General features: G+C 59.4%; 21 protein-coding genes. 9 read left to right on the top strand and 12 right to left on the bottom strand.

The window, feature by feature from the left end; genetic code table 11:
- The first annotated feature begins 64 nt into the window (after window positions 1-64).
- Both folB and folK read left to right on the top strand, forming a co-directional pair.
- Window positions 65-421, top strand: coding sequence for a dihydroneopterin aldolase (folB, locus tag PMI37_RS22205; RefSeq protein WP_008085185.1), 357 nt, complete (start codon window positions 65-67; stop codon window positions 419-421).
- A complete protein-coding gene (gene folK, locus PMI37_RS22210) occupies window positions 412-927 on the top strand; it encodes a 2-amino-4-hydroxy-6-hydroxymethyldihydropteridine diphosphokinase (protein ID WP_008085186.1) in 516 nt (171 codons plus the stop codon). The genes folB and folK overlap by 10 nt, the downstream gene beginning before the upstream one ends.
- A 105-nt stretch (window positions 928-1032) precedes the next feature.
- On the opposite strand, the gene PMI37_RS22215 is transcribed toward folK, so the two are convergent.
- The 11 genes from PMI37_RS22215 to PMI37_RS22265 form a co-directional block, all read right to left on the bottom strand.
- Window positions 1033-2256 (bottom strand): multifunctional CCA addition/repair protein, encoded by a 1224-nt coding sequence (locus PMI37_RS22215; RefSeq protein ID WP_008085188.1) that lies wholly within the window; start codon window positions 2254-2256, stop codon window positions 1033-1035.
- Between the two features lie 63 nt (window positions 2257-2319).
- Window positions 2320-3882 carry a SpoVR family protein gene (locus PMI37_RS22220; protein ID WP_008085190.1) on the bottom strand — a complete coding sequence of 521 codons (1563 nt, stop codon included), beginning with the start codon at window positions 3880-3882 and terminating at the stop codon, window positions 2320-2322.
- The gene (locus tag PMI37_RS22225; RefSeq protein WP_008085192.1) at window positions 3879-5150 is read right to left on the bottom strand and encodes a YeaH/YhbH family protein; all 1272 of its coding nucleotides are present in this window, start codon (window positions 5148-5150) and stop codon (window positions 3879-3881) included. Before PMI37_RS22225 ends, PMI37_RS22220 begins: the two co-directional genes overlap by 4 nt.
- Window positions 5151-5271: 121 nt before the next feature.
- Complete coding sequence (locus PMI37_RS22230) at window positions 5272-7194, bottom strand: PrkA family serine protein kinase (protein WP_007910115.1); 1923 nt, start codon at window positions 7192-7194, stop codon at window positions 5272-5274.
- Between the two features lie 297 nt (window positions 7195-7491).
- A complete protein-coding gene (gene glpE / locus PMI37_RS22235) occupies window positions 7492-7821 on the bottom strand; it encodes a thiosulfate sulfurtransferase GlpE (protein WP_008085194.1) in 330 nt (109 codons plus the stop codon).
- Window positions 7822-7854: 33 nt separating this feature from the next.
- On the bottom strand, window positions 7855-8736 hold the full coding sequence (locus PMI37_RS22240) for a symmetrical bis(5'-nucleosyl)-tetraphosphatase (protein ID WP_008085196.1): 882 nt from the start codon (window positions 8734-8736) through the stop codon (window positions 7855-7857).
- Window positions 8736-9116, bottom strand: a complete 381-nt coding sequence (apaG, locus tag PMI37_RS22245; protein ID WP_008085199.1) for a Co2+/Mg2+ efflux protein ApaG — start codon at window positions 9114-9116, stop codon at window positions 8736-8738. Before apaG ends, PMI37_RS22240 begins: the two co-directional genes overlap by 1 nt.
- A 113-nt stretch (window positions 9117-9229) precedes the next feature.
- Window positions 9230-10048: a 16S rRNA (adenine(1518)-N(6)/adenine(1519)-N(6))-dimethyltransferase RsmA gene (rsmA, locus tag PMI37_RS22250; RefSeq protein ID WP_008085201.1), complete on the bottom strand. Its 819-nt coding sequence runs from the start codon at window positions 10046-10048 to the stop codon at window positions 9230-9232.
- A complete protein-coding gene (gene pdxA / locus PMI37_RS22255; protein WP_008085203.1) occupies window positions 10045-11034 on the bottom strand; it encodes a 4-hydroxythreonine-4-phosphate dehydrogenase PdxA in 990 nt (329 codons plus the stop codon). The genes rsmA and pdxA overlap by 4 nt, the downstream gene beginning before the upstream one ends.
- A complete protein-coding gene (gene surA / locus PMI37_RS22260) occupies window positions 11031-12347 on the bottom strand; it encodes a peptidylprolyl isomerase SurA (RefSeq protein WP_008085205.1) in 1317 nt (438 codons plus the stop codon). The genes pdxA and surA overlap by 4 nt, the downstream gene beginning before the upstream one ends.
- Window positions 12328-15126, bottom strand: a complete 2799-nt coding sequence (locus PMI37_RS22265; RefSeq protein ID WP_008085207.1) for an LPS-assembly protein LptD — start codon at window positions 15124-15126, stop codon at window positions 12328-12330. Before PMI37_RS22265 ends, surA begins: the two co-directional genes overlap by 20 nt.
- Window positions 15127-15256: 130 nt before the next feature.
- Here PMI37_RS22265 and PMI37_RS22270 point away from each other — a divergent pair, with 130 nt between their 5' ends.
- Genes PMI37_RS22270 through PMI37_RS22280 form a run of 3 tightly spaced genes read left to right on the top strand, consistent with a single transcriptional unit; the run spans window position 15257 to window position 17713 of the window.
- The gene (locus PMI37_RS22270) at window positions 15257-16276 is read left to right on the top strand and encodes an aminoglycoside phosphotransferase family protein (protein WP_008085210.1); all 1020 of its coding nucleotides are present in this window, start codon (window positions 15257-15259) and stop codon (window positions 16274-16276) included.
- Window positions 16273-16944, top strand: coding sequence for an N-acetylmuramate alpha-1-phosphate uridylyltransferase MurU (murU, locus tag PMI37_RS22275; protein ID WP_008085211.1), 672 nt, complete (start codon window positions 16273-16275; stop codon window positions 16942-16944). The genes PMI37_RS22270 and murU overlap by 4 nt, the downstream gene beginning before the upstream one ends.
- Before the next feature lies 1 nt (window position 16945).
- The gene (locus PMI37_RS22280; protein ID WP_008085213.1) at window positions 16946-17713 is read left to right on the top strand and encodes a DnaJ domain-containing protein; all 768 of its coding nucleotides are present in this window, start codon (window positions 16946-16948) and stop codon (window positions 17711-17713) included.
- Window positions 17714-17813: 100 nt separating this feature from the next.
- On the opposite strand, the gene PMI37_RS22285 is transcribed toward PMI37_RS22280, so the two are convergent.
- Complete coding sequence (locus tag PMI37_RS22285; RefSeq protein WP_008085214.1) at window positions 17814-18803, bottom strand: alpha/beta hydrolase family protein; 990 nt, start codon at window positions 18801-18803, stop codon at window positions 17814-17816.
- A 73-nt stretch (window positions 18804-18876) separates the two neighbouring features.
- Here PMI37_RS22285 and PMI37_RS22290 point away from each other — a divergent pair, with 73 nt between their 5' ends.
- The 4 genes from PMI37_RS22290 (at window position 18877) to PMI37_RS22305 (ending at window position 24554) form a co-directional block, all read left to right on the top strand.
- On the top strand, window positions 18877-21270 hold the full coding sequence (locus PMI37_RS22290; RefSeq protein ID WP_008085216.1) for a PAS domain-containing sensor histidine kinase: 2394 nt from the start codon (window positions 18877-18879) through the stop codon (window positions 21268-21270).
- Window positions 21271-21374: 104 nt separating this feature from the next.
- Window positions 21375-22004 (top strand): response regulator, encoded by a 630-nt coding sequence (locus PMI37_RS22295; protein WP_008085218.1) that lies wholly within the window; start codon window positions 21375-21377, stop codon window positions 22002-22004.
- Window positions 22005-22337: 333 nt separating this feature from the next.
- On the top strand, window positions 22338-23462 hold the full coding sequence (locus PMI37_RS22300) for an ABC transporter ATP-binding protein (protein ID WP_008085220.1): 1125 nt from the start codon (window positions 22338-22340) through the stop codon (window positions 23460-23462).
- Window positions 23463-23510: 48 nt separating this feature from the next.
- Window positions 23511-24554 carry an ABC transporter substrate-binding protein gene (locus PMI37_RS22305; RefSeq protein WP_008085222.1) on the top strand — a complete coding sequence of 348 codons (1044 nt, stop codon included), beginning with the start codon at window positions 23511-23513 and terminating at the stop codon, window positions 24552-24554.
- Window positions 24555-24680: the final 126 nt, after the last annotated feature.

Here is a 24680-nt window from a genome sequence, read left to right on the forward strand (position 1 = left end):
CCGGGCGAGGACGCCCTGATTCTAACGGCGCATTGCGCCCTTGTCGTGCAACGGAGAAAAGTGCTTGGACAGAGTGTTTATCGAGGGCCTGGAAGTCGACACCGTGATCGGTGCCTACGACTGGGAGCGCGGCATCCGACAGTGCCTGCGTCTTGATCTGAGCTTCGCCTGGGACAATCGCCCGGCCGCGGCCGGTGACGACCTGACCCTGGCGCTCGACTATGCCAGCGTTTCCACACGGATTCAGGCCTTTGCCGAGCAGGCACAGTTTCAACTGGTCGAGACGTTCGCCGAGCGTCTGGTCGAAGTGCTGATGAATGAGTTCAACATCACTTGGGTACGCCTGAAACTGACCAAGCCTGGCGCGGTGCCAGCGGCCAAGGGCGGTGTGGGTGTGGAGATCGAGCGCGGATGTCGCTGACTCAGGTCTATCTCGGGCTCGGTAGCAATATCGAGCGTGAAACCCACTTGCGCGCCGGTCTTGATGCTTTGGCGACGTTTCTGGTGGATATCCGCTGTTCGGCGGTGTTCGAGAGTCAGCCAGTGGGGATCAAGAGCGGGCCGTTCTTCAACTTTGTGGTGTCGGCCTATACCGACCTGCCGTTGATGGAACTGGATCGGCGCTTGAAATTCATCGAGGCGGATAACGGTCGTTATGCGCCGGATCGCAAGGGCTTGCCGCTGGATATCGATGTGCTGTTGTACGGCGATCTGGCAGGCAACTTTGATGGTTTGATCTTGCCACGTGCTGAAATTCTGAAAAACGCCTTTGTGCTGTGGCCGTTGTCGCTGATTGCGCCGGATCGTGTGCATCCGGGTGTGGGAAAAAGCTTCGCGACGTTGTGGGCCGAGGCGCAGATTGATCAGGTGCTGGCGCCGGTCCGGTTTGAGTGGCGCGGCAAGCAGCTCACGTCTGAGGACCTTTAAAAGCAAAAGATCGCAGCCTGTGGCAGCTCCTACATGGAAATCCAAATCTCTCTGTAGGAGCTGCCGAAGGCTCGGGCCGCGATCGGACGATCTTTTGATCTTGCTTCAAGCGTTGTCTTTGTAAGCCTTCAAGGCCTTGAGCCGTTCACGCTTCAGCGCCTCACCCAGCTCCGGCCCCTTGAATCCCTTCTCCAGCAACGGCTGCACTGCGACTTCACGCGCTGCCTTTGCCGCACCGCGCAAATAATCCGCCTGTGGGTAACTTCTCTGCTCCAGCCCTTTGCGGCCCCGCGCATCCATCTCGCACGCAACGATAAACTCTTCAAACCGTTGCGGCCGGCGATACACGTCAAAGCTCTGCAACAGCTCCAGTAGCGTCGAAGCCTTCAGCTCCAGCGCCCGGTGTCCGTGGGTGTGGTACTTGCCAACGAGCAAGGCCAATTCCTGGCAATCCTTCGGCGCCTTGAAGCGTTCGTTTACGGCTTTTATCAGCGCCAATCCGGTGTGCTCGTGGGCGATATGCCGTGGCCACTCTTCCTTCGGCGTCAGGCCTTTGCCGAGGTCATGCAGCAGGCAGGCCCAGCGCACCGTCAGCGGTTGTTTATGCAGCGCCGATTGCTCCAGCACGCTGAGTGTGTGGACGCCAGTGTCGATTTCCGGGTGATGTGCTTCCGGTTGCGGCACGCCAAACAGTGCGTCGACTTCCGGCATCAACACCTTGAGCGCGCCACAGTCGCGGAGCACTTGGATGAATACCTGTGGCTGATCTTCCATCAGCGCGCGGGAGATTTCTTTCCAGCTGCGCTCAGCGGTCAGCGCCTCCAGTTCACCGGATTCACTGAGTTGACGCATCAGTTCGAGCGTCTCCGGTGCAACGCTGAAACCAAGCTCGGCATAGCGGGCGGCGAAGCGGGCAACGCGCAGCACTCGGAGCGGATCTTCGGCGAACGCCGGAGAAACGTGGCGCAGGATTCGATCTTCAAGATCGCGCTGGCCATGGTACGGATCGGTGATGTTCTGTTGGTCGTCTTCGGCCATGGCGTTGATGGTCAGGTCGCGACGGATCAGATCTTCTTCAAGCGTGACTTCGGGACTGGCGTGAAACGTAAAGCCGCCATAACCACGGCCGCTTTTGCGCTCGGTGCGGGCGAGGGCGTATTCCTCGCCGCTTTTCGGGTGAAGAAACACCGGGAAATCCGCGCCGACCGGGCGATAGCCCTTGGCGAGCATTTCTTCCGTGCTGGCTCCGACCACGACCCAATCGATGTCAGTAACCGGTTTGCCCAGCAGGCGATCACGAACCGCACCGCCAACCTTGAAAATCTGCATAAAAAACCTCCGTTAGCCCGACAGGATAACCCTTGCGCCGGATTTACGGAGGTCAGAACCGTTTCAAAGATGAATGACGGCCAAGTCGAGTCGACCGTAATCCCCTTCGCTGTGCTCACTGCGCGGCGGTACATGATGGGTTTTCATGATCTGGTCGCCCTGCAGCGTCTCAAGATGAATATCGAAGCCCCACAAACGGTGCAGGTGTTTGAGTACCTCTTCAGTGGAATCGCCCAGCGGTTTGCGGTCGTGCTGCTGGTGACGCAGGGTGAGTGAGCGGTCACCGCGTCGATCAATGCTGTAAATCTGCACGTTCGGTTCGCGATTGCCGAGGTTGTACTGCGCAGCCAGGGTTTCGCGGATGATCCGGTAACCGGTTTCGTCATGGATCGCCGGCACCAGCAAGTCATCCTTCTGATCGTCATCGAGAATACTGAACAGCTTCAGATCACGGATCACCTTGGGAGACAGGTATTGCAGGATGAAGCTCTCATCCTTGAAGCTGCTCATGGCGAACTTGATGGTCGACAGCCAGTCGGTCCCGGCGATTTCCGGGAACCAGTGACGGTCTTCCTCGGTAGGTTCTTCACACATGCGCCGAATGTCACGGTACATGGCGAACCCCAGTGCGTACGGGTTGATGCCGCTGTAGTAGGGGCTGTCGAATCCCGGCTGAAACACTACGCTGGTATGCGAGGTGAGGAACTCCATCATGAAGCCGTCGGTGACCAACCCTTCGTCATACAGGTCGTTCATCAGCGTGTAGTGCCAGAACGTCGCCCATCCCTCGTTCATGACCTGGGTCTGACGCTGTGGATAAAAGTACTGGGCGATCTTGCGCACAATGCGCACGATTTCGCGCTGCCAAGGCTCAAGCAACGGCGCATGTTTCTCGATGAAGTAGAGAATGTTTTCCTGCGGCTCGGCCGGGAAACGTGCGTTGTCCTTGTCGCTGTATTTGTCCGCGCCTTTGGGGATGGTGCGCCACAGATCGTTGATCTGCTTCTGCAGGTGTTCCTCGCGATCCTTCTGCCGCCGGCGTTCTTCTTCGGCGGAAATCGGGTAGGGGCGTTTATAGCGGTCGACGCCGTAGTTCATCAGCGCGTGGCAGGAGTCGAGCAGATCCTCCACCGCGTCGATGCCGTGGCGCTCCTCGCACTGCATGATGTACTGCTTGGCGAACACCAGGTAATCGATGATCGAACTGGCGTCAGTCCAGGTGCGGAACAGGTAATTGCCCTTGAAGAAACTGTTGTGGCCATAGCACGCGTGGGCCACCACCAGCGCCTGCATGCAGATGGTGTTTTCTTCCATCAGATAGGCGATGCACGGATCCGAGTTGATCACGATCTCGTACGCCAGGCCCATCTGCCCGCGACTGTAGGATTTTTCTGTGCTGAGGAAGTGTTTGCCGTAGGACCAGTGGTGGTAACCCAGCGGCATGCCCACCGAGGCATAGGCGTCCATCATCTGCTCGGCGGTGATCACTTCGATCTGGTTGGGATAGGTGTCCAGCGCATAGCCGGCCGCGATACGGGCGATTTCGCGGTCGTAGGTCTGGATCAGCTCGAACGTCCATTCGGAGCCGGTGGAAATGGGTTGGCGCTTCTGCTCTTTGGCGGTCATGTCACTAACCTGCGCTGGAAGAGTTCACGGAAGACCGGATAGATATCCCCGGCCGAGACCAGTTGCTGCTGGGCAAAAGTGTCAGAAAAGGCGTCGGCGATGCGTTCGTACTCGTACCACAAGGCCTGATGTTCGCGCGGGGTGATCTCCACGTAAGTGTAGTACTGCACAAACGGCATGATCTGGTTGATCAGAATGTCACGGCAGATCGGCGAGTCGTCGTTCCAGTTGTCACCGTCGGAAGCCTGGGCTGCATAGATGTTCCATTCGTTGCTCGGATAACGCTCGGCCATGATTTCCTGCATCAGCTTCAATGCACTGGAAACGATGGTGCCGCCGGTTTCCCTTGAATAGAAAAACTCCTCTTCATCGACTTCCCGCGCACTGGTGTGGTGGCGGATGAACACCACGTCGATCTTGTCGTAGTTCCGCTTAAGGAACAGGTACAGCAGGATAAAAAAGCGTTTGGCGATGTCCTTGGTCGCCTGAGTCATCGAGCCGGAAACGTCCATCAGGCAGAACATTACGGCTTTCGAACTGGGATTCGGTTGCTTGATCAGCAGGTTGTATTTCAGGTCGAAGGTGTCGAGGAACGGCACGCGATGAATTCGCGCGCTGAGTTTCTCGATTTCCGCTTCAAGTTCCTGAATATCGCCGAAGTTGTCCGGCTCTTCGCGTTTCAGTCGTTCAAGTTCTTCTTTCGCCTCGCGCAGTTTTGCCCGGCTGCTGCCAGATAAAGCGATGCGCCGCGCGTGCGCCGAACGCAGGGTGCGGATGATATTGATGCGTGACGGATTACCTTCGTTGCTGATCCCGGCACGTACGGTTTTGAAGGTGTCGGTGCCGCTGAGGTTGCGTTTGACCAGGTTCGGCAGTTCGAGGTCTTCGAACATGAATTCGAGAAACTCTTCCTGAGTGATCTGGAAGACGAACTCGTCCATGCCCTCGCCGGAATTGCCGGCCTTGCCCGGACCACGTCCGCCGCCACCGCCCGGTGGCCGAGCGATGTGCTCGCCGGCAGTGAACTCCTTGTTGCCAGGATGAACCACGGTCTGCTTGCCGCCGCGGCCATGGTGAAGCACCGGTTCGTCGATGTCGCGACCGGGAATACTGATCTGTTCGCCGTGTTCCATATCGGTAATGGAACGCCGGCTGACCGCCTCTTCGACAGCCTTTTTGATGTGATCACGGTATCGCCGCAGGAAGCGCTGGCGGTTTACCGTGCTCTTGTTCTTGCCATTCAGACGTCGGTCGATCACATAACTCATAGGAAGCCCTCCGGGCAGCTTCAAGTTGTGAGCTTCAAGCTGCAAGTAAAAGCAGGTTCCCGGGCATCTCTGGGTTACGCGCTTTGTTCTTGCAGCTTGTAGCTAGAAGCTTGCAGCTGCTTCACTGCGACTTCCGTACCCGCAGGTACCATTCGGAAAGAAGCCGTACCTGTTTGTCGGTGTAGCCGCGCTCGACCATTCGAGTGACGAAGTCGTTGTGCTTTTGCTGATCCTCCTTGCTGGCCTTGGCGTTGAAGCTGATGACCGGCAGCAGATCCTCGGTGTTCGAGAACATTTTCTTCTCGATGACTACGCGCAGTTTTTCGTAGCTGAGCCAGGTCGGGTTCTTGCCATTGTTGTTGGCCCGGGCGCGCAGGACGAAGTTGACGATTTCGTTGCGGAAATCCTTCGGATTGCTGATGCCGGCCGGTTTTTCGATTTTCTCCAGTTCTTCGTTCAGGGCGACGCGGTTGAGGATCTCGCCGGTTTCCGGATCGCGGTATTCCTGATCCTGAATCCAGAAGTCCGCATACAGCACGTAGCGGTCGAAGATGTTCTGGCCATACTCGCTGTAAGACTCGAGGTAGGCGGTCTGGATTTCCTTGCCGATGAATTCGATATAACGCGGTGCCAGGTATTCTTTCAGGTAGCGCAGATAGCGTTCGCGGGTTTCGGCCTGGAATTGTTCCTGTTCGATCTGCTGTTCCAGCACGTAAAGCAGGTGCACCGGGTTGGCAGCGATTTCATGCGGATCGAAGTTGAAGACCTTGGACAGGATCTTGAACGCAAAGCGAGTCGACAGACCGTTCATGCCCTCATCAACGCCTGCCGAGTCGCGGTATTCCTGAATCGACTTGGCTTTCGGATCGGTGTCTTTGAGGTTTTCGCCGTCGTAGACGCGCATCTTCGAATAGATGTTGGAGTTTTCCGGCTCCTTGAGGCGTGACAGCACTGTGAACTGCGCCAGCATTTTCAGGGTGTCGGGTGCGCAATGCGCCTTGGCCAGCGAACTGTTGAACAGCAGTTTGTCGTAGATCTTCACTTCGTCGCTGACGCGCAGGCAATACGGCACTTTGACGATGTAGATCCGGTCGATGAACGCTTCGTTGTTCTTGTTGTTGCGGAAGGTGTGCCACTCCGATTCGTTGGAGTGGGCGAGCAGGATCCCGGTAAACGGAATCGCGCCGAGGCCTTCGGTACTGTTGTAGTTGCCTTCTTGAGTCGCAGTCAGCAGTGGGTGCAGCACCTTGATCGGTGCCTTGAACATTTCGACGAATTCCATCAGGCCCTGGTTGGCCCGGCAAAGCGCACCGGAGTAGCTGTAGGCGTCGGCGTCGTTCTGTGGGTATTCCTCGAGTTTGCGGATGTCGACTTTACCGACCAGTGCGGAAATGTCCTGGTTGTTCTCGTCCCCCGGTTCGGTCTTGGCCACGGCGATCTGATTGAGGATCGACGGGTACAGTTTGACCACGCGGAACTGGCTGATGTCGCCGCCGAATTCGGCCAGGCGTTTGGTCGCCCAGGGCGACATGATGGTGTTCAGGTAGCGCCGTGGAATACCGAAGTCTTCTTCGAGGATCGCGCCATCTTCGGTGGCGTTGAACAGACCCAAAGGTGATTCGAATACCGGCGAGCCCTTGATCGCGTAGAAGGGCACTTTCTCGATCAGCTGTTTCAGCTTCTCCGCCAGCGACGATTTACCGCCGCCGACAGGGCCGAGCAGATAAAGGATTTGTTTCTTCTCTTCCAGGCCTTGGGCGGCGTGGCGGAAATACGAAACGATCTGGTCGATGCATTCTTCCATCCCGTGGAAGTCTTCAAAGGCCGGATAGCGACGAATCACCTTGTTGGAGAAGATGCGTGACAGCCTCGAGTTGGTCGAGGTGTCGAGCAGTTCCGGCTCACCGATGGCCAGCAATAGACGCTCGGCGGCGGAAACGTAAGCGCTACGGTCTTTCTTGCACAGCTCCAGGTACTCTTGCAGCGAGAGTTCTTCCTGGCGTGTGGACTCGAAGCGTTGTTGGAAGTGGCTAAAGATACTCATGACGTCACCTCGCTCGATACGTGGAGCCGACGCCGGATCACTCAGTCGATGCTGGCAAACAACCGTTTTGGCGGCTGTTTGTTTACCCCCCAGAACACTTCCACGATCGACAATCGCGAAAGTCACTCCCGATGACCCGTGCGCCGGTGTACCGGCTCTCCCCTGTTTTGGATGGCCTGGGCTTAAGGATAGTTGGGAATTCAGGAGGTAAAGGCGAGATACGTAATTAGTTGTGGCAAGACCGTTCGTCTGCCCGCGCAGGCCCACGGCAGCCGGGGCCTGCGCGTGACAAAAAAATTATTCGGCGATGCCTTGCGCGGTTTCCGCAGGATAAGTCGTACGCCACAACTCGAAGCCGCCGTCCATGCTGTAGACGTCGGAAAAGCCTTGGCTGATCAGGTACGCCGCAGCGCCCTGGCTGGAATTGCCGTGATAGCAGACGACCACGGTCGGTGCATCGAGGTCAGCGCCTTGAATGAAGGCGTGCAGGGAATGATTGTCCAGATGCTTCGAGCCGCTGATGTGCAGGGCAGCGAAAGTCGCCGGGTCGCGAACGTCGACGACGACAGCACCTTGCTCACGCAGGGCCTGGGCCTGCTCCGGGGGGATTCGTTTGAATTCGCTCATGGCGGGTTCCTGTTGCTCGGCTGAATGCGCAGTCTAACGCGGTGCGTTGACTGGCGACGTTTCGGGGATAAGTGGTGCGACCGTGGGGGCGAGGCCGCCATGTTCATCGCATTTGCACGACAGGCGTTCGCCGCTGTCGACGTTCATCAGGGTCAGGCTGCCGCCCCAGACACAACCGGTATCCAGTGCCGAGATGCCTGGCTCGTGGATATTGCCTTCAAGGGCCGCCCAGTGGCCGAAGATGATCCTCAGGCCCTTGGTCTTGCGCTCCTTGTGCTGAAACCACGGTTTGTAACCTGCTGGCGCGCTGTCGAGACCTTCCTTGCTCTTGAGGTCGAGTTTGCCTTCGGCGGTGCAGAAACGCATGCGCGTGAAATAGTTGGTGATCACGCGCAGGCGCGTAACACCTTTGAGGTCGTTGTCCCATTTCGCCGGCTCGTTGCCGTACATGCCGTCGAGAAAGGCAGGCAACAGATTGTCGTCACGCAGGGCGGTTTCGACTTCGTCAGCGCACTTCAAGGCACGACGCAGCGACCATTGCGGCGGAATGCCGGCGTGGACCATGGCGACATCACGCTGTTCGTCGTAGTGCATCAGCTTCTGCTGGCGTACCCATTCAAGCAGTTCGGCGCAGTCTGGCGCTTCAAGAATCTCGCGCAGGGTGTCGGACTTCTTCAGTCGCTCGATGTTTTTCGCCGCGGCCAGCAGATGCAGATCATGGTTGCCCAGCACGCAGACCAGCGATTCACGCATGCCGTAGAGAAAGCGCAGGGTTTCCAGCGACTGCGGCCCACGGTTGACCAGATCACCCACCAGCCACAGCCGGTCAAGCATCGGATCGAATGCGACTTGCTTGAGCAGGCACTTGAGCGGCTCGAGGCAGCCTTGCAGGTCGCCAACGGCATACGTCGCCATCAGTGCAGGGCTCCGGGCACCGCCAGGCGGAAAGGTTTGATGATGGCGTCGAAATGTTTGCCGTCAGTGGCGACCATTTCATAGGTGCCCTGCATGGTGCCGACCTTGGTGGTCATTACCGTGCCGCTGCTGTAGGTGTGGCTCTGGCCGGCATCGATCAACGGTTGCTGACCCACTACGCCTGCACCGCGCACTTCTTCGACATGGCCATCACCATCGGTGATCACCCAGTGCCGCGACATCAGACGTGCAGGTTGCTCGCCATTGTTCTGCACGGTGATGGTGTAGGCGAAGGCGAAGCGGTCGTGCTCGGGTTGCGATTGGTCTGCCAGATAGTGGGTGACGACGCTGACATCGACCTGGTAACGGGAATCGGACATGCAAGAGGCCTTAAACGAAGCGGAACGCGGGGCGTAGCTGATGGGGAATCAGTCTAGGCAAGTATCGGGCAGTAAACCAGAGTGGCGTCCTGCCCGATAGCGTTCATCGTTTGTCAGTCGGCGGCGGGGGAGGCCGGGACCTGGATCGCGAGCTGGTCAGCCAGGCGTACGAACGCGGCCAGGTCCAGTTGCTCCGGACGCAGGCTGCCATCGACGCCGGCGGCTTCGATCTCGGCATTGCTGAGCAATTGCTTGAGGGTGTTGCGCAGGGTCTTGCGACGCTGGTTGAAGGCTTCGCGCACAACGCGCTCGAGCAACTTGTGATCCTTGGCCGGGTGCGGCAGCACGGCGTGCGGCACCAGACGAACGATCGCCGAATCTACTTTTGGCGGCGGGTTGAACGCGCCCGGGCCAACGTTGAACAGATGTTCGACGCGGCAGTGGTACTGAACCATGATCGACAGCCGGCCCCAGTCACCACCACCAGGGCCTGCGGCCAGACGCTCGACCACTTCTTTCTGCAGCATGAAGTGCATGTCGCGAATGATGCCGGCGTTGTTCAACAGGTGAAAAATCAGCGGCGTCGAAATGTTGTACGGCAGGTTGCCGACCACACGCAGGCTGTTCGGCGCGGCATTGAGCGTGTTGAAGTCGAACTTCAGCGCATCGCCCTGGTGCAGGTTGAAGTTGCTCTTGCCGGCAAACTGCTGGTTGAGGATCGGGATCAGATCCTTGTCCAGTTCCACTACGTCGAGTTGCCCGCCGGAGTTGAGCAGGCCGGCGGTCAGCGCGCCTTGGCCCGGGCCGATTTCCAGCAGACGATCGTCAGGCTTGGCGCTGATGGAGCGCAGGATGCGGTCGATAACGCCGGCATCGTGCAGGAAGTTCTGGCCAAAGCGTTTGCGCGCCTTGTGTTGGTATTGCTCGGTCATAAACGGGTCTCGGCCATCTGGTAGGCGGTTTCCAGGGCGACTTGCAGGCTGCCGGTGTCGATCTTGCCGCTGCCGGCCAGATCCAGGGCAGTGCCGTGGTCGACCGATGTGCGGATGATCGGCAGGCCCAGGGTCACGTTGACCGCAGCGCCAAAGCCTTTGTACTTAAGCACAGGCAAGCCCTGGTCGTGGTACATCGCCAGCACTGCATCGCAGTGCTCCAGATATTTGGGGGTAAACAGAGTGTCGGCAGGCAGCGGGCCACGAAGGTCCATGCCCTCGCCGCGCAGGCGCTCTAATGTCGGTTCAATGATGTCGATTTCTTCATGGCCCAGGTGTCCGCCTTCGCCAGCGTGCGGGTTGAGTCCGCAGACCAGAATGCGTGGCTGGGCGATGCCGAATTTGTTTTGCAGATCGCTGTGCAGAATTCGCGTGACCCGTTCCAGCCGTTCCGGCGTGATCGCATCGGCAATCTCGCGCAGGGGCAGGTGAGTGGTGACCAGTGCCACGCGCAAACCGCGTGTCGCCAGCATCATCACAACCTGTGCGGTATGGGTCAGGTCAGCCAGAAATTCCGTATGCCCGGAGAACGCGATGCCCGATTCGTTGATCACGCCTTTGTGCACAGGCGCCGTGATCATCCCGGCGAAATCGCCGTTGAGGCAGCCGTTACCGGCACGGGTCAGGGTTTCGAGGACGAACGCGGCGTTGGCCTTGTCCAGTTGCCCGGCAACCACGGGGGCGCTGAGCGGTGTATCCCAGACATACAGGCTATTGGCGGGTGCCGGAGCGTCCGGCCAGTGATTCGGGCCGACATCCAGCAAGTTGATGGCCAGCCCCAGCTGCGCGGCCCGCTCGATGAGCAGGTCGCGGCTGGTGATGGCAATCAGGGGATGTGGCTGGGCTTGCGAGGCGAGCAGCAGGCACAGGTCGGGACCGATGCCGGCTGGTTCGCCGGGTGTCAGCGCGAAACGCTTGGGTTTCACTGCGCTGCCTGGTCTGCACCAGGGAGTTTGATCTCTACGTATGCTTCGTCACGGATCTGACGCAGCCAGGTTTGCAGCTCTTCGTCGTATTTGCGGTTACGCAGTACGGTCATTGCTTGCTGCTCGCGGGCCTGTTCAGTGCTGTCAGTGGCGCGACGGCCAAGGACTTCCAGAACGTGCCAGCCGTATTGGGTCTGGAATGGCTTGGACAGCTGACCCTGCGGGGTATTGGCCATCACTTCGCGGAACTCCGGAACCAGTGCGTTCGGGTCGATCCAGTTCAGGTCACCGCCATTGAGCGCAGAACCCGGGTCTTCGGAGTAGCTCTTCGCCAGGGTGGCGAAATCTTCACCGGCGACGATGCGTTCATACAGCGATTGCACCAGGGCCTTGGTCTTGGCTTCGTCGCGAATCGGGCTTGGCTTGACCAGGATGTGGCGCACATGCACTTCATCACGGGTCTGGGTCTCGCCGCCGCGCTTGGCCAGCAGCTTGAGGATGATGAAACCACCCGGTGTGCGCGCTGGCTGAGTCACGTCGCCGACAGCCATGCTGCTCAGCTCGCGATCGAAGGGAGGTGGTAGTTGCGCGGCTTTACGCCAGCCCATGTCGCCGCCTTCGAGTGCGTTGTCGCTGCCGGATTTGGCAACGGCCATCTGGCCGAAGTCAGCACCCTGCTTGAGCTGCTGGTAAACCTCCATCGCCTGGCGTGCGGCGTTCTGAATCGCTTCAGAGCTGGCGCTTTCCGGGGTAGGAATCAGGATGTTGGCCAGGTGCAGTTCTTCGGATAGCTGCATCTTGCCCAGGTCGGAGGCGAGGAAGTTTTTCACTTCCTGCTCGGACACCTGGATGCGCTCTGCCACACGGCGCTGACGTACACGGCTGATGACCATTTCGCGACGGATCTGGTCACGGGCGTCGTCGTAAGACAGACCGTCATGAGCCAGAGCGGCGCGGAATTGATCCACAGTCATGTTGTTGCGCTGGGCAATGGTACCGACAGCCTGGTTCAGTTCTTCATCGGTGATGCGGATGCCGGAGCGTTCGCCGATCTGCAGTTGCAGGTTTTCGACGATCAGGCGCTCAAGCACCTGTTGATCCAGCACGCCTGGCGGCGGCAAACCGCCGCCACGCTTGGCGATGGTCTGCTGAACTTCGTGGACACGCTGGTCCAGTTGGCTTTGCATGACCACGTCGTTGTCGACGATCGCTACCACTTTATCGATGGACTGTACTGCGGCGTTGGCCGCAGTACCCAGGAACAGCGCGCCCAGCATCAGCGGGCGCAGACAATCAGAAAGCTTGGTCTTCACGTTGACGATAACCTTGGATGCCTTTGTCGAGGAAGCTCTCTACCTTGGCGCCAGTGAGGCCGCCGAGTCCCTTCAGAACAATTTGGAGGAAGACGCCGTGGTCGCCTTTTTCGTTTTCCGGGGCGTTCTGACTGAATTCGTCATAGCTGACCCAGTAACGGTTGATCAGGCGCAGTTTCCAGCAGCAGTTGTCGTATTCGAAACCACCGAAGGCTTCCAGCGTACGGTTGCGGTTGTAGTCGTACTGCCAGCGGCTGATCGCGCTCCACTGTGGAACGATCGGCCAGATGACCGAGAAGTCATGCTGCTGGATCTTGTAGTAGTCCTTCACATAGCCAGGCTGGCCCGGGGTGCCGTAATCGCCACCGCCCACAGCCCACTTACCGGTGTTCTGGTCGTAGCGGACCTGATCGTTGCGATAGCGATAACCGGCGTTGATAACCTTGTTCGGGTTGTCTTCAGGCTGGTAGTGGAACATCGCACTGCCGGAACGCGGGCTGCGGCTGTCCGGGTCCCAGTTGTAGTCGGCAGTGGTGCGCCAATCGCGGTTCCAGCGGTATTCGTATTCCAGCGCATACGGCGAAACGTTGGCATGCGCATCGTCACGGGTCTTGGCATCGATACCTGGCAGTTGGACTTCACGATCCTTGAAGTACAGGGCCTGGCCGACGCTGATACGTTGACGCTCGAAACCGTTGTCTTCGATCCAGCGGCTGGTTACACCCAGCGACAGTTTGTTCTCGTCACCGACACGGTCGGCACCAGAGAAACGGTTGTCACGGAACAGCGAGGCGTAGTTGAAGGTGTATTCGCTGGTGTCGAACACCGGAATGTCTTCTTGATCCACCTCAGGAACATAGAGGTAGAACAGGCGTGGTTCCAGGGTCTGACGGTAGTTCTTGCCGAAGAACGACGTGTTGCGGTCGAAGTACAGGCCGCTGTCGATGCTGGCGATCGGTACGCCACGGTTCTGGTTGCTGTCGAACTTGCCGTTGAGCTTCTGCTGCTCGGCGGTCATCGCATCAATCTGCGATTTGCCTTTGCCGTCCAGATCCAGTTGGTACTGGGTGTACTGATACTTGAGCGACGGCTTGAGGAAGCCATAAGTCCAGTTCATCGGCAGGCTGACGCCCGGCTTCAGGTTCAGACGATCGCCGTTGGCACGGGCCAGGCCTTGGACGTTGTTGTCCAGGCGCGACTCGACAGTGCCGTCTTCATTGGTGAAGTTGCCGTTCTCCAGATCGCGATCAAAGCGAACCAGTTCGGTCTCGTAATCGAAATTCAGACCTTCCGGATGATACGGCAGCTGACCATTGAAGGTGATCTGCGGCAGACGATCGTACGGTGTAATGTTCGACACGGTGGCCAGTTGATACGCCTGGGCGTTCAAGCGAGCGGTGTAGCTGTCGCCACGATAGGTGACCGAGCCTTGCTGGTTCACGAAGTCGGCGCTCTTCACCCCGATCTGATCAGTGGTCAGATCCTGGAAGTAGTACGGATCGCTGATCTTGGTGTAGTCAACCTGGGTCATCACACGGGAGTCGAGACCGCCCTTGTGCTGCCAGTTGTACATGTAGCGATTTTTTTCGTAGTCGGTCTGCTTGCTGCGATCGGTATTGTCGTCGTTCAGGTACGCGGCGCCGAACTGACCTTCGCTCGATTTGGTCAGGTAACGGAACTCGCCTTCTACCATCATGCCGCGCTTGCTCATGTAACGCGGGTACAACGTGGCGTCGTAGTTCGGCGCCAGGTTGAAGTAGTACGGCGTAACCAGCATGAAGCCGGTATCGCTGCCGCTGCCGATGGTCGGCGGCAGGAAGCCCGACTGGCGACGATCATCGATCGGGAAGTAGATGTAAGGCGTGTACAGAATCGGGATGTCTTTTACGCGCAGCGTCACGTTGGTCGCGGTACCGAAGCCGGTGGCCGGGTTCAAGGTGATGTTGTTGCCCTTGAGCTGCCAGGCGTTGCTGTTCGGTTCGCACGTGGTGTACGTGCCGTCCTTCAAGCGGATGATCGCGTTTTCGGCACGCTTGGCGTACAGCGCGTTACCGCGGATGCGTGATTTGTGCATCACGTATTCGGCGTTGTCGACCTTGGCTTCACCGGTGTCGAGCTGAACGTCAGCGTGGTCGCCGACGATCAGTGCGCCGTTGTCACGGATGCGCACGTCGCCATTGAGTTCGGCGCGGCTCTCGGCCTGATACAGGCTCGCCTCGTCGGACTCGACCTGCATGCTGCCCTGACGCAGGACAACATCACCGGCCAGCGTACCGACTTGATCATCGGTGTTATAGCGCGAGGCTTTTGCGCCGATAAAGGTCGGAGCATCGCTTTTGTTCGTCTTGTCATTCATGCCAGGACGAATCGGTTCGATATAGGCACCAGAGCAGTACGGACCGGTCTCGGCCAGTTGAGCGGCGGTGAGCTTCTCGCGCGGAACCCAGTCGAGGTGACTGAAGTCTTCGCTACGGGATTTCAGGCCGCGGCCTTTGGCTTCGGTGACCAGTGCCGTTTTAGGGGCTGTGTCGGCAGTCGAACCGTTCTCGCTCGCCGCTTCGCCGGTGGCACTGACGGCACTGCCGTCATGCACTGGACGTGGCGGCAACGCAGCAGCGGTTGATTTGGGCGCACAGGCCCAACCACCCGTTGCCGAGACGGAGCAGTCATACTGCTCGGCGGCAACAACGAATTGACTGGCCAGAGGTTGCATAGCCAGCAGACTGCCGGTTACCAACAACGGAAATTTTTTACGAAACGCGGGGGATTTCAATGCCATCTTATTAGTCCGGGCTTCCTGCGTGCCATCTGCCCGCGGTGTGGGCCGCACGCCTCTCGATGGTCTGAAAAAGATGCTGGATAATAAAGCATGACCCGCTTGACGGCTAGCGCCGTCGGAGACCCTTGCAATGCCTGACCAAGATGTACGCTTGCAACACCTGAAAGTTTGGCTCGATGAGCAGTTGGCAAACCTGTTTGCAGATCAGGGCTGGGGCGCTGTGCCCCCGGCCACGTTGACCGCGGCTAGCAGCGACGCGAGTTTCCGCCGCTACTTCCGGTGGGAAGGCGCTGGTCGCAGCTTCGTCGTGATGGATGCGCCGCCGCCCCAGGAAAACTGCAAACCGTTCGTGGATATCGCGTTTTTGCTGGCGAAATCCGGAATTAATGTGCCGAAAATTTATGCCGAAGACCTCGAACGCGGTTTTCTTTTGCTCAATGACCTGGGCAACAAGACCTATCTCGACGTGATCGATGGCGAAAATGCCGATGCGTTATTCGACGATGCCATGAAAGCATTGCTGGCTTTTCAGCAGTTGCCGATGGTTGCGCCGCTGCCGAGTTACGACGTTGCACTGCTGCGTCGTGAGCTGGAACTGTTCCCTGAGTGGTACGTGAAGCGTGAACTGGGCGTCGAATTCAATTCGACTCAGCAACAACAGTGGCAGCAGATCAGCGACCTGTTGATCGACAGCGCCCTGGCCCAGCCCAAAGTGCTGGTGCACCGCGACTACATGCCGCGCAACCTGATGCTCAGCGAGCCGAACCCTGGTGTGCTGGATTTCCAGGATGCGGTCTACGGCCCGGTGACCTACGACGTTACCTGCCTGTTCAAGGACGCCTTCCTCAGTTGGCCGGAAGAGCGTGTGCGTGGCTGGCTGGAAAACTATTGGCAGCAAGCTTCGGCGCTGAACATTCCGGTGCAGCCGGACTTTGAGGACTTCCTGCGTGCCAGCGACCTGATGGGCGTGCAGCGCCACTTGAAAGTCATCGGCATTTTCGCGCGCATCTGCCATCGCGACGGCAAGCCGCGCTATCTGGCCGACGTGCCGCGCTTCTTCTCTTATATAGAAGCAGTGATCGCGCGTCGTCCTGAGCTGGCGGAGCTGCAAGCGTTGTTCACCAGCCTGCGGGGTGGAGCAACAGCATGAAGGCAATGATTCTGGCGGCAGGCAAAGGCGAGCGCATGCGCCCGTTGACCCTGACCACCCCGAAACCGCTGGTGCGCGCCGGCGGCGTGCCCTTGATCGAATATCACCTGCGCGCCCTCGCGGCCGCAGGGTTTGACGAGATCGTGATCAACCATGCCTGGCTCGGCCAGCAGATCGAGGATTATCTGGGCGACGGTTCGCAGTTTGGCGTGAGCATTCAGTACTCGCCGGAAGGCGAGCCGCTGGAAACCGGCGGCGGGATTTTCCGTGCGCTGCCGTTGCTTGGCGACGACGCATTCCTGGTGGTCAACGGGGATATCTGGACCGATTACGACTTCAGCGTGCTGCACCAGCCGATCAACGGCCTGGCGCATCTGGTGCTGGCGGACAACCCGGGGCATCACCCGACTGGCGACTTTTCCCTGGTCGACGGTCAGGTGATTGATGGCCAGGCAGATGCTGCGACCCTGACCTACAGCGGCATCGCCGTGCTTCATCCGCAATTGTTCGACGGCTGCAGCGACGGTGCTTTCAAACTGGCACCGCTGCTACGCCAAGCCATGGCGCAAGGCGAGGTCAGCGGCGAACGCTTGAAAGGTCACTGGGTCGATGTCGGCACCCACGAGCGTCTGGCCGAAGCCGAAACCTTGATAGAAGCGAGTCGCTGAGATGTTGTGGCCAGGGACTCTGATTGGAGCCGGTGCGGGTTTTGCGATTGCCAGCATTCCGGGGGCCATGCTTGGTGCTTTGTTGGGACAGGCGCTGGATCGGCGTCTGCACTTGCAGAGCTGGGGGCATTTGCGCGAGAAGCTCGGCGGTCGGCCGATGCTGCGCAACGACGAATTGTTGTTTGTGTTGCTTGGGCGTCTGGCCAAGAGCGATGGCCGTGTCACCGACGGGCATATTCACCAGGCGCGCAACGAAATGCGCGCGCTGGAGATGAGTGAGCCGGCGACGCGTCGGGCGATTGCCGCGTTCAACCGTGGCAAGTCTGGTAGCGATAATCTGCGTGGTTATCTGAAACGCCTGAGTGCTCAGCCGCACGCGTCCGAAGGGGTTTTGCGTGCTTGCTGGCGGATGGTCTGGGCCGATGGCCGCGCGGGCGTCAGTGAGCGTGAATTGTTGGCGCAATGGGGCAAGTGGCTGGGCTGGACGACGCATCAGGTGCAGGCGTTGGCCAGTGATTACGAGCCCGGCAAGCGACCGATTGTCAGCGCGGCGGTGAGTTATCAGGAAGCGATGCGTTTGCTCGGTGTTTCAGCCAATAGCGAACCGGCGCAGATCAAACGCGCATACCGGCGGCTGCTGAGTCGGCATCATCCGGACAAGATTGCCGGCACTGGGGCGACGGCGGCGCAGGTGCGTGAAGCGACCGAGCGAACGCGTGAATTGCACAATGCGTATACGTTGATTCGCGAGCGACGCGATTTTCGCTGACCGTTGAAGATCAAAAGATCGCAGCCTTCGGCAGCTCCTACCTTGGAATACATTTCCTGTAGGAGCTGCCGAAGGCTGCGATCTTTTGCTTTTGCTGTTATCAGTCGCTGTTCTGTGGATTCAACCAGCCGCGCACCCGACGGTACAACTGTTCCTGCTCAGCCTTCTTGTCCGGCAACACCTGCAACGCCACCTGGCTGAACGCCGAGGTCTTCAAACGCTTGCTCGCCTGCATGCGCTCCAGTGCGGCATTGCGATCCAGAACCTTGTCCATGTAGAAAATATCCGCCGTCGGCAATTTCAGCGTCGGCGTCAATTCGGCCAGTGCCGGTTTGGCCTTGGCCGGTGTCTGCGCATCGACCATCACAAACTTCGCCACCTGCGCGGTCTGTTTCTCGCTCAAATAACGCGCCGCCCAATAAGCACCGGTGCCATGACCGAGCACGACAATGCTGCGCGCGCCCTGTTGTTCGGCGTAGGCAATGGCCGCGTCGATGCGCGTGAAGATGCGCTCGCCGTCTGCCTTTTCCTGTTCTTCCACGGTCTCGGCGACGACCTGATCGGCGACCTCGGCTTCACCGCCTGCGGCCTGCTCGATCGGTTGTGCGGTGGTGGCATCCTTGCTGCCGGTTTCCGGCGCTTTCGGCGCGGCGACGGGCTCAATGACGCGCGGTGCGATCGCATCGCTTTGCAGATCAGGCAGGCTGATACTCAGGCTGCTCCACTCGGCGTCGGGCAGTTTCTGCCGCAACGGGCCGATTGCCTGAGGCCAGTCAGCGGTTTCGCCGGCGCCTGGGATAATAATGACCGCACCTTTGGGTTCAGCGGTGTTGGCGTTTTTCCACAGGGTGAGGAACGTCTCGCCGCCAGCCTGCAACTGTTGCTGCTCTTGCGCCGGAACCGTACGGCCGAGTGCGGCGGCCTCTTCCTGACTACGCTCAAGCAGTGGCTGGCGTTCGAGCGGTTTTTCTTCGGCGGGTTTTTCTGCCGTGGCGGCAGGCGCCGGATCGGCGGCTTCGACGGAAAACGCACAAGGCAGGATCAGCGACAGGCACAATGCTGGCATTGCCAGGCGGTAAACAGAGGGCATCGGTTATTCCAGGCCAGAAAGTATCCCGGCAGCCTAATGGGTTGGTCAGAATTTGTCAGTGTATGAGACTTCAATGAAGCGATTTTGCTGCCTGTGGGTTATCGGCTGTTTGTGGTTTCCCTTGATGGGCTGGACAGCGCCTGCGCCGCCGACACCGGTCGCACAATTGTCGCCGAGCCAGCAGCAATGGCTCGCGCAGCACCATGAGTTGCGCGTCGGTCTGGTCTTGCAGGCGCCGTTTGCGCAATACGACCGGCGTTTGCAGAAGCTGTCCGGGGCCAACGTCGAACTGATGAAAGCATTGGCCAGGGTGCTCGATGTCGAACTGAGCTGGCGCAATTTTCAAGACCTCGCGCAACTGGAAGCAGCGGTGCGCGAGGGCGAAATCGACATCGCCCCGGGCCTGATGCAAACCCCGGGCGCGTTGCGTCTCTGGCAATTTTCCGATCCGTACATGCGTGTGCCGCAACTGGTGGTCAGCGACCAGAAAGCCAGCGGCACGATCGATCTGGAAAAACTCGACGGCCAGACCCGCGTCGCCGTGCGCATGCCCAGCACCACCGCCGATTATCTGCGGGGCAACTATCCCCATCTCAACCTGCAAGGCGTGCCGCTCGAACGTCAGGCGCTGCAATTGTTGCTGAGTCAGCAGGCGTCTTATGCGGTAGTCGATGAGGCGCAACTCGGTCGATTGTCAGCAGAGCCGGAGTTCGCCGAACTGGTGGTGGTCGGTGATATCGGTCTGCCGCAATTGTTGCGGGTCGCCTCGCGTCGGGACTGGCCAGAGTTGGCCGGTATTGTTCAAAGCGCTTTGCGCGCGATCCCGGCGAAAGATCTGGAGCGCCTGCACAATCAATGGCTGCAGCCGAAATACCCGCGACTGTCGGAGTCGCCCGGTTTCTGGCAGAACCTCAGCCTGTTGTTCGCGGTGATGCTGCTCAGTTGCGTGGCGATCGTGTTCTGGCAGCGGCGCCAACAGCACAGCCTCGAACAGCGCCTGCTCGCCGCCCGGGAAGACATCGCTTTGCGCGCCGCCAGCGAAGAAGCGCTAAGGCTGACGCAGTTTTCCATCGATCAAAGCACCGTTGGCATCCTCTGGGTCAATTGGGACAGCCATGTGCGCTACGCCAATCGTGCGGCAGAAAACATGCTCGGTTACTCCGCAGGCGGACTGATCGAGCGGCCGTTGATCGACTTCGAACCGGGCCTGCACATGGATCGCTGGCTCAACCTGTGGAAGCGTGCGCGGGCCAGTGAAGAAGGGCCGCTGAGTTTTGAAACCAGTTGCGTGCGCGCTGACGGCAGTATTTTGCCGGCGGATGTTTCGCTGAGCTTTTTGCGTTTTCGTGACAGTGAGTATCTGGTGGTTTACCTGACTGACGTCACCGAGCGCCGTCGCGCCCTGGCCGCGTTGCAGGAAAGCGAGGCGCGGCTGCAAGGCATCGCCGCCAACGTGCCGGGGCTGGTGTTTCGTCTGGAGCGTGCGCCGGTGACCGGGCAGATCGACTTTGCCTACATCAGCGAAGGCAGCGAGAGCCTTGTCGGTTATGCCCCGGCCGTCATCGCCCATCGCGACATGGGCCTGCGCAGTCTGGTCCATCCGGACGACCGGGCCAGTTATCACCGCACCCAGGATCAGGCGCTGGACACCGACAGCGACTGGTCGTGGCAGGGCAGAATCCTCACCCGGCAGGGCGAACAGCGTTGGGCCGAGATCAAGGCGATCACCCGGCAACTGGAAGATGGCGCGTATGTCTGGGACGGTATCGTCTGGGACATCAGCGAAAGCAAACGCATCGAGCTGGAGCTGGCGGCGTCGCGAGAGCAACTGCGCGAACTGTCGGCGCACCTGGAGAGCGTGCGCGAAGAAGAGAAGGCGCGCATCGCCCGCGAAGTTCACGATGAGCTGGGGCAGATGCTCACGGTGCTGAAGCTGGAGACATCAATGTGCGAATTGGCCTACGCGCAACTCGACCCAGGGCTGAATGAACGGCTGAACAGCATGAAGCGGCTGATCGCGCAGTTGTTCCAGCTGGTGCGGGATGTCGCGACGGCGTTGCGCCCACCGATTCTCGATGCCGGGATCGCGTCGGCGATCGAGTGGCAGGCGCGGCGATTTGAAGCGCGCACGCAGATTCCGTGTCTGGTGCAGGTGCCGGACAATCTGCCGGCGCTCAGTGATGCCAAGGCCATTGGCTTGTTCCGGATTTTGCAGGAGGCGCTGACCAACGTGATGCGTCATGCTCAGGCGCATACTGTGGAACTGACGCTGGAGCTTGCGGGCGATGAGTTGTGCCTGACGGTTGCCGATGATGGCGTAGGATTTGTCGCCGCCACGGGTAGGCCAACTTCGTTTGGTTTGGTCGGCATGCGCGAGCGGGTGTTGATCATGGGTGGGCGGTTGGTGCTGGAGAGTGAGCCGGGGGAGGGCACCAGTCTTAAAGTGTGGGTGCCTTTGGATCGCTAAAAGATCGCAGCCTGCGGCAGCTCCTACAGGGGAATGCGATCAATGTAGGAGCTGCCGCAGGCTGCGATCTTTTGCCCTGAAAACAACAACCGAGGAGAGTGCAAGTGATCCGTGTTCTGGTAGCCGAAGACCACACCATCGTCCGCGAGGGCATCAAGCAGTTGATTGGCCTGGCCAAGGATCTGCAAGTGGTGGGCGAGGCGAGCAATGGTGAGCAACTGCTGGAAACCCTGCGCCATGTACCGTGCGAAGTGGTGCTGCTCGACATCTCCATGCCCGGGGTCAATGGTCTCGAGGCGATCCCGCGCATCCGCGCATTGAACAATCCACCGGCGATTCTGGTGCTGTCGATGCATGACGAAGCGCAGATGGCCGCGCGTGCGCTCAAGGTCGGCGCCGCCGGTTATGCGACCAAGGACAGCGATCCGGCGCTGCTGCTCACGGCGATCCGCAAAGTCGCGGCGGGTGGGCGCTACATCGATCCGGATCTGGCCGACCGCATGGTCTTCGAAGTCGGCCTGACCGATGCCCGGCCGCTGCATTCGCTATTGTCCGAACGCGAATTCTCGGTGTTCGAGCGCCTGGCCCAAGGCGCCAACGTCAACGATATCGCCCAGCAACTGGCGCTGAGCAGCAAAACCATCAGCACCCACAAAGCGCGGTTGATGCAAAAGCTCAACATCACCTCGCTGGCCGAACTGGTCAAATACGCGATGGAACATAAACTCCTCTAAACCCGTCCCCTGTAGGAGCTGCCGAAGGCTGCGATCTTTTGATCCTGCTGTTTATAAAGTCAAAAGATCGTCCGATCGCGGCCCGAGCCTTCGGCAGCTCCTACAGTAGACCGTGTTGGCATATCTGTGAGCGACAGGGGCTTTTGCTTGTTCTTGCGGCTCGCAGCTTGTCCCTTGTCACTGCCGTATCCGTTTGCGCCATCCTTGTAGGGCAATCCCTACCCCCAACCTTCCATCCGGCTGAGGCGATTCTCTCCTGCGCCCCGATTTGCGTGCCTGTCAGCAACCACTAGGCTTAATCCACAAGCAGTCATCAACAACAAAGGTGTGGGTATGAGCCAGGTCGATTCAAACGCAGGGGCCAGTGATGTGCTGGTCAGCTTTCGTGGAGTGCAGAAGAGCTACGACGGCGAGAACCTGATCGTCAAAGACCTCAACCTGGACATTCGCAAAGGCGAATTTCTTACCCTGCTCGGGCCATCCGGTTCCGGGAAAACCACCAGCCTGATGATGCTCGCCGGTTTCGAAACGCCGACTGCCGGCGAGATTCTGCTGGCCGGGCGTTCGATCAATAACGTGCCGCCGCACAAACGCGACATCGGCATGGTCTTTCAGAATTACGCGCTGTTCCCGCACATGACCGTCGCCGAAAACCTCGCCTTCCCGCTGAGCGTGCGCGGCCTGAACAAGAGCGACGTCAACGACAAGGTCAAGAAAGTCCTGAGCATGGTGCAGCTCGACGCATTCGCTTCACGCTACCCGGCGCAATTGTCCGGTGGTCAGCAGCAACGTGTGGCATTGGCGCGCGCTCTGGTATTCGAACCGCAACTAGTGCTGATGGACGAACCCCTCGGTGCCCTCGATAAACAATTGCGTGAACACATGCAGATGGAAATCAAACACCTGCACCAGCGCCTCGGTGTGACCGTGGTCTACGTGACCCACGATCAGGGTGAAGCGCTGACCATGTCCGACCGCGTCGCGGTATTCCATCAAGGCGAAATCCAGCAGATCGCCCCGCCGCGCACGCTTTACGAAGAACCGAAAAACACCTTCGTGGCCAACTTCATCGGCGAGAACAACCGCCTCAACGGCCGCCTGCTCAGCCAGACCGGCGAGCGCTGCGTGGTCGAGTTGGGCCGTGGCGAAAAGGTCGAGGCGCTGGCGGTCAATGTCGGCCAGACCGGCGAACCGGTGACCCTGTCGATCCGTCCGGAGCGCGTCAGCCTCAACGGTTCGAGCGATCAATGCGTCAACCGCTTCTCAGGGAGGGTGGCGGAATTCATCTATCTGGGCGACCACGTCCGGGTGCGCCTGGAAGTCTGCGGCAAGACCGACTTCTTCGTGAAACAACCGATTGCCGAGCTCGATCCTGCGCTCGCGGTCGGTGACGTGGTTCCGCTTGGCTGGCAGGTCGAGCACGTACGCGCGCTCGATCCTCTTCTAGAGGCGAACTGATCGCCCCGGCAACACCAACACCAACCCTGCACGTGGAGAGAACAATAAATGTTGAGATCCCTGAAGTTCACCGCCCTGACCCTGGGCCTGATGGGTGCGGCAAGCGCTATGGCCGCTGGCCCGGATTTGACCGTGGTGTCGTTTGGCGGGGCGAACAAGGCGGCGCAAGTCAAAGCCTTCTATGCACCGTGGGAAGCGGCGGGCAACGGCAAGATCGTCGCCGGCGAATACAACGGCGAAATGGCCAAGGTCAAAGCCATGGTCGACACCAAGAGCGTGTCGTGGGACTTGGTCGAAGTTGAATCGCCAGAACTGTCCCGTGGCTGCGACGAAGACATGTTCGAACAACTCGACCCGGCACTGTTCGGCAAAACCGAAGACTACGTCAAAGGCGCGATTCAGCCGTGCGGCGTAGGTTTCTTCGTTTGGTCGACCGTGCTGGCTTACAACGCCGACAAGCTGAAAACCGCGCCGACCAGCTGGGCGGATTTCTGGGACACCAAGAAATTCCCGGGCAAGCGTGGCCTGCGCAAAGGCGCCAAGTACACCCTCGAATTCGCTCTGATGGCCGACGGCGTTGCACCGAAAGACGTCTACAAGGAACTGGCGAGCAAGGGCGGCCAGGATCGCGCCTTCAAGAAACTTGATGAGCTGAAACCAAGCATTCAGTGGTGGGAAGCCGGCGCGCAACCGCCGCAATACCTCGCTTCCGGTGACGTGGTGATGAGCTCGGCCTACAACGGTCGCATCGCGGCGGTGCAGAAAGAGTCCAACCTGAAAGTGGTGTGGAACGGCGGCATCTACGACTTCGACGCCTGGGCGATCCCGAAAGGTCTGGACGCCAAGCGTGCGGAAGCGGCGAAGAAGTTCATCGCCTACTCGGTGCAGCCGCAACAGCAGAAGACCTACTCGGAAAACATCGCCTACGGCCCGGCCAACACCCAGGCTGTTCCTCTGCTGGCCAAGGATGTCCTGAAAGACATGCCGACCACCCCGGAAAACATCGCCAACCAGGTGCAGATCGACGTCAGCTTCTGGGCTGACAACGGCGAGCAACTGGAACAGCGCTTCAACTCCTGGGCCGCGAAATAACCACGCCACACGGGCCGACGGTGCACCGGATGATCGTTCCCACGCTCTGCGTGGGAATGCCGCCCGGGACGCTCCGCGTCCCTGTGACGCAGAGCGTCACTGGATGCGTGCCCACGCAGAGCGTGG

The organism is Pseudomonas sp. GM80 (assembly GCF_000282515.1).
Classification (GTDB): domain Bacteria; phylum Pseudomonadota; class Gammaproteobacteria; order Pseudomonadales; family Pseudomonadaceae; genus Aquipseudomonas.

Coding starts and splice junctions, on each gene's coding strand:
- folK (WP_008085186.1), top strand. CDS start 412: ATGTCGCTGACTCAGGTCTATCTCGGGCTCGGTAGCAATATCGAGCGT.
- PMI37_RS22215 (WP_008085188.1), bottom strand. CDS start 2,256: ATGCAGATTTTCAAGGTTGGCGGTGCGGTTCGTGATCGCCTGCTGGGC.
- PMI37_RS22220 (WP_008085190.1), bottom strand. CDS start 3,882: ATGACCGCCAAAGAGCAGAAGCGCCAACCCATTTCCACCGGCTCCGAA.
- PMI37_RS22225 (WP_008085192.1), bottom strand. CDS start 5,150: ATGAGTTATGTGATCGACCGACGTCTGAATGGCAAGAACAAGAGCACG.
- PMI37_RS22230 (WP_007910115.1), bottom strand. CDS start 7,194: ATGAGTATCTTTAGCCACTTCCAACAACGCTTCGAGTCCACACGCCAG.
- glpE (WP_008085194.1), bottom strand. CDS start 7,821: ATGAGCGAATTCAAACGAATCCCCCCGGAGCAGGCCCAGGCCCTGCGT.
- PMI37_RS22240 (WP_008085196.1), bottom strand. CDS start 8,736: ATGGCGACGTATGCCGTTGGCGACCTGCAAGGCTGCCTCGAGCCGCTC.
- apaG (WP_008085199.1), bottom strand. CDS start 9,116: ATGTCCGATTCCCGTTACCAGGTCGATGTCAGCGTCGTCACCCACTAT.
- rsmA (WP_008085201.1), bottom strand. CDS start 10,048: ATGACCGAGCAATACCAACACAAGGCGCGCAAACGCTTTGGCCAGAAC.
- PMI37_RS22265 (WP_008085207.1), bottom strand. CDS start 15,126: ATGGCATTGAAATCCCCCGCGTTTCGTAAAAAATTTCCGTTGTTGGTA.
- PMI37_RS22270 (WP_008085210.1), top strand. CDS start 15,257: ATGCCTGACCAAGATGTACGCTTGCAACACCTGAAAGTTTGGCTCGAT.
- murU (WP_008085211.1), top strand. CDS start 16,273: ATGAAGGCAATGATTCTGGCGGCAGGCAAAGGCGAGCGCATGCGCCCG.
- PMI37_RS22280 (WP_008085213.1), top strand. CDS start 16,946: ATGTTGTGGCCAGGGACTCTGATTGGAGCCGGTGCGGGTTTTGCGATT.
- PMI37_RS22285 (WP_008085214.1), bottom strand. CDS start 18,803: ATGCCCTCTGTTTACCGCCTGGCAATGCCAGCATTGTGCCTGTCGCTG.
- PMI37_RS22290 (WP_008085216.1), top strand. CDS start 18,877: ATGAAGCGATTTTGCTGCCTGTGGGTTATCGGCTGTTTGTGGTTTCCC.
- PMI37_RS22300 (WP_008085220.1), top strand. CDS start 22,338: ATGAGCCAGGTCGATTCAAACGCAGGGGCCAGTGATGTGCTGGTCAGC.
- PMI37_RS22305 (WP_008085222.1), top strand. CDS start 23,511: ATGTTGAGATCCCTGAAGTTCACCGCCCTGACCCTGGGCCTGATGGGT.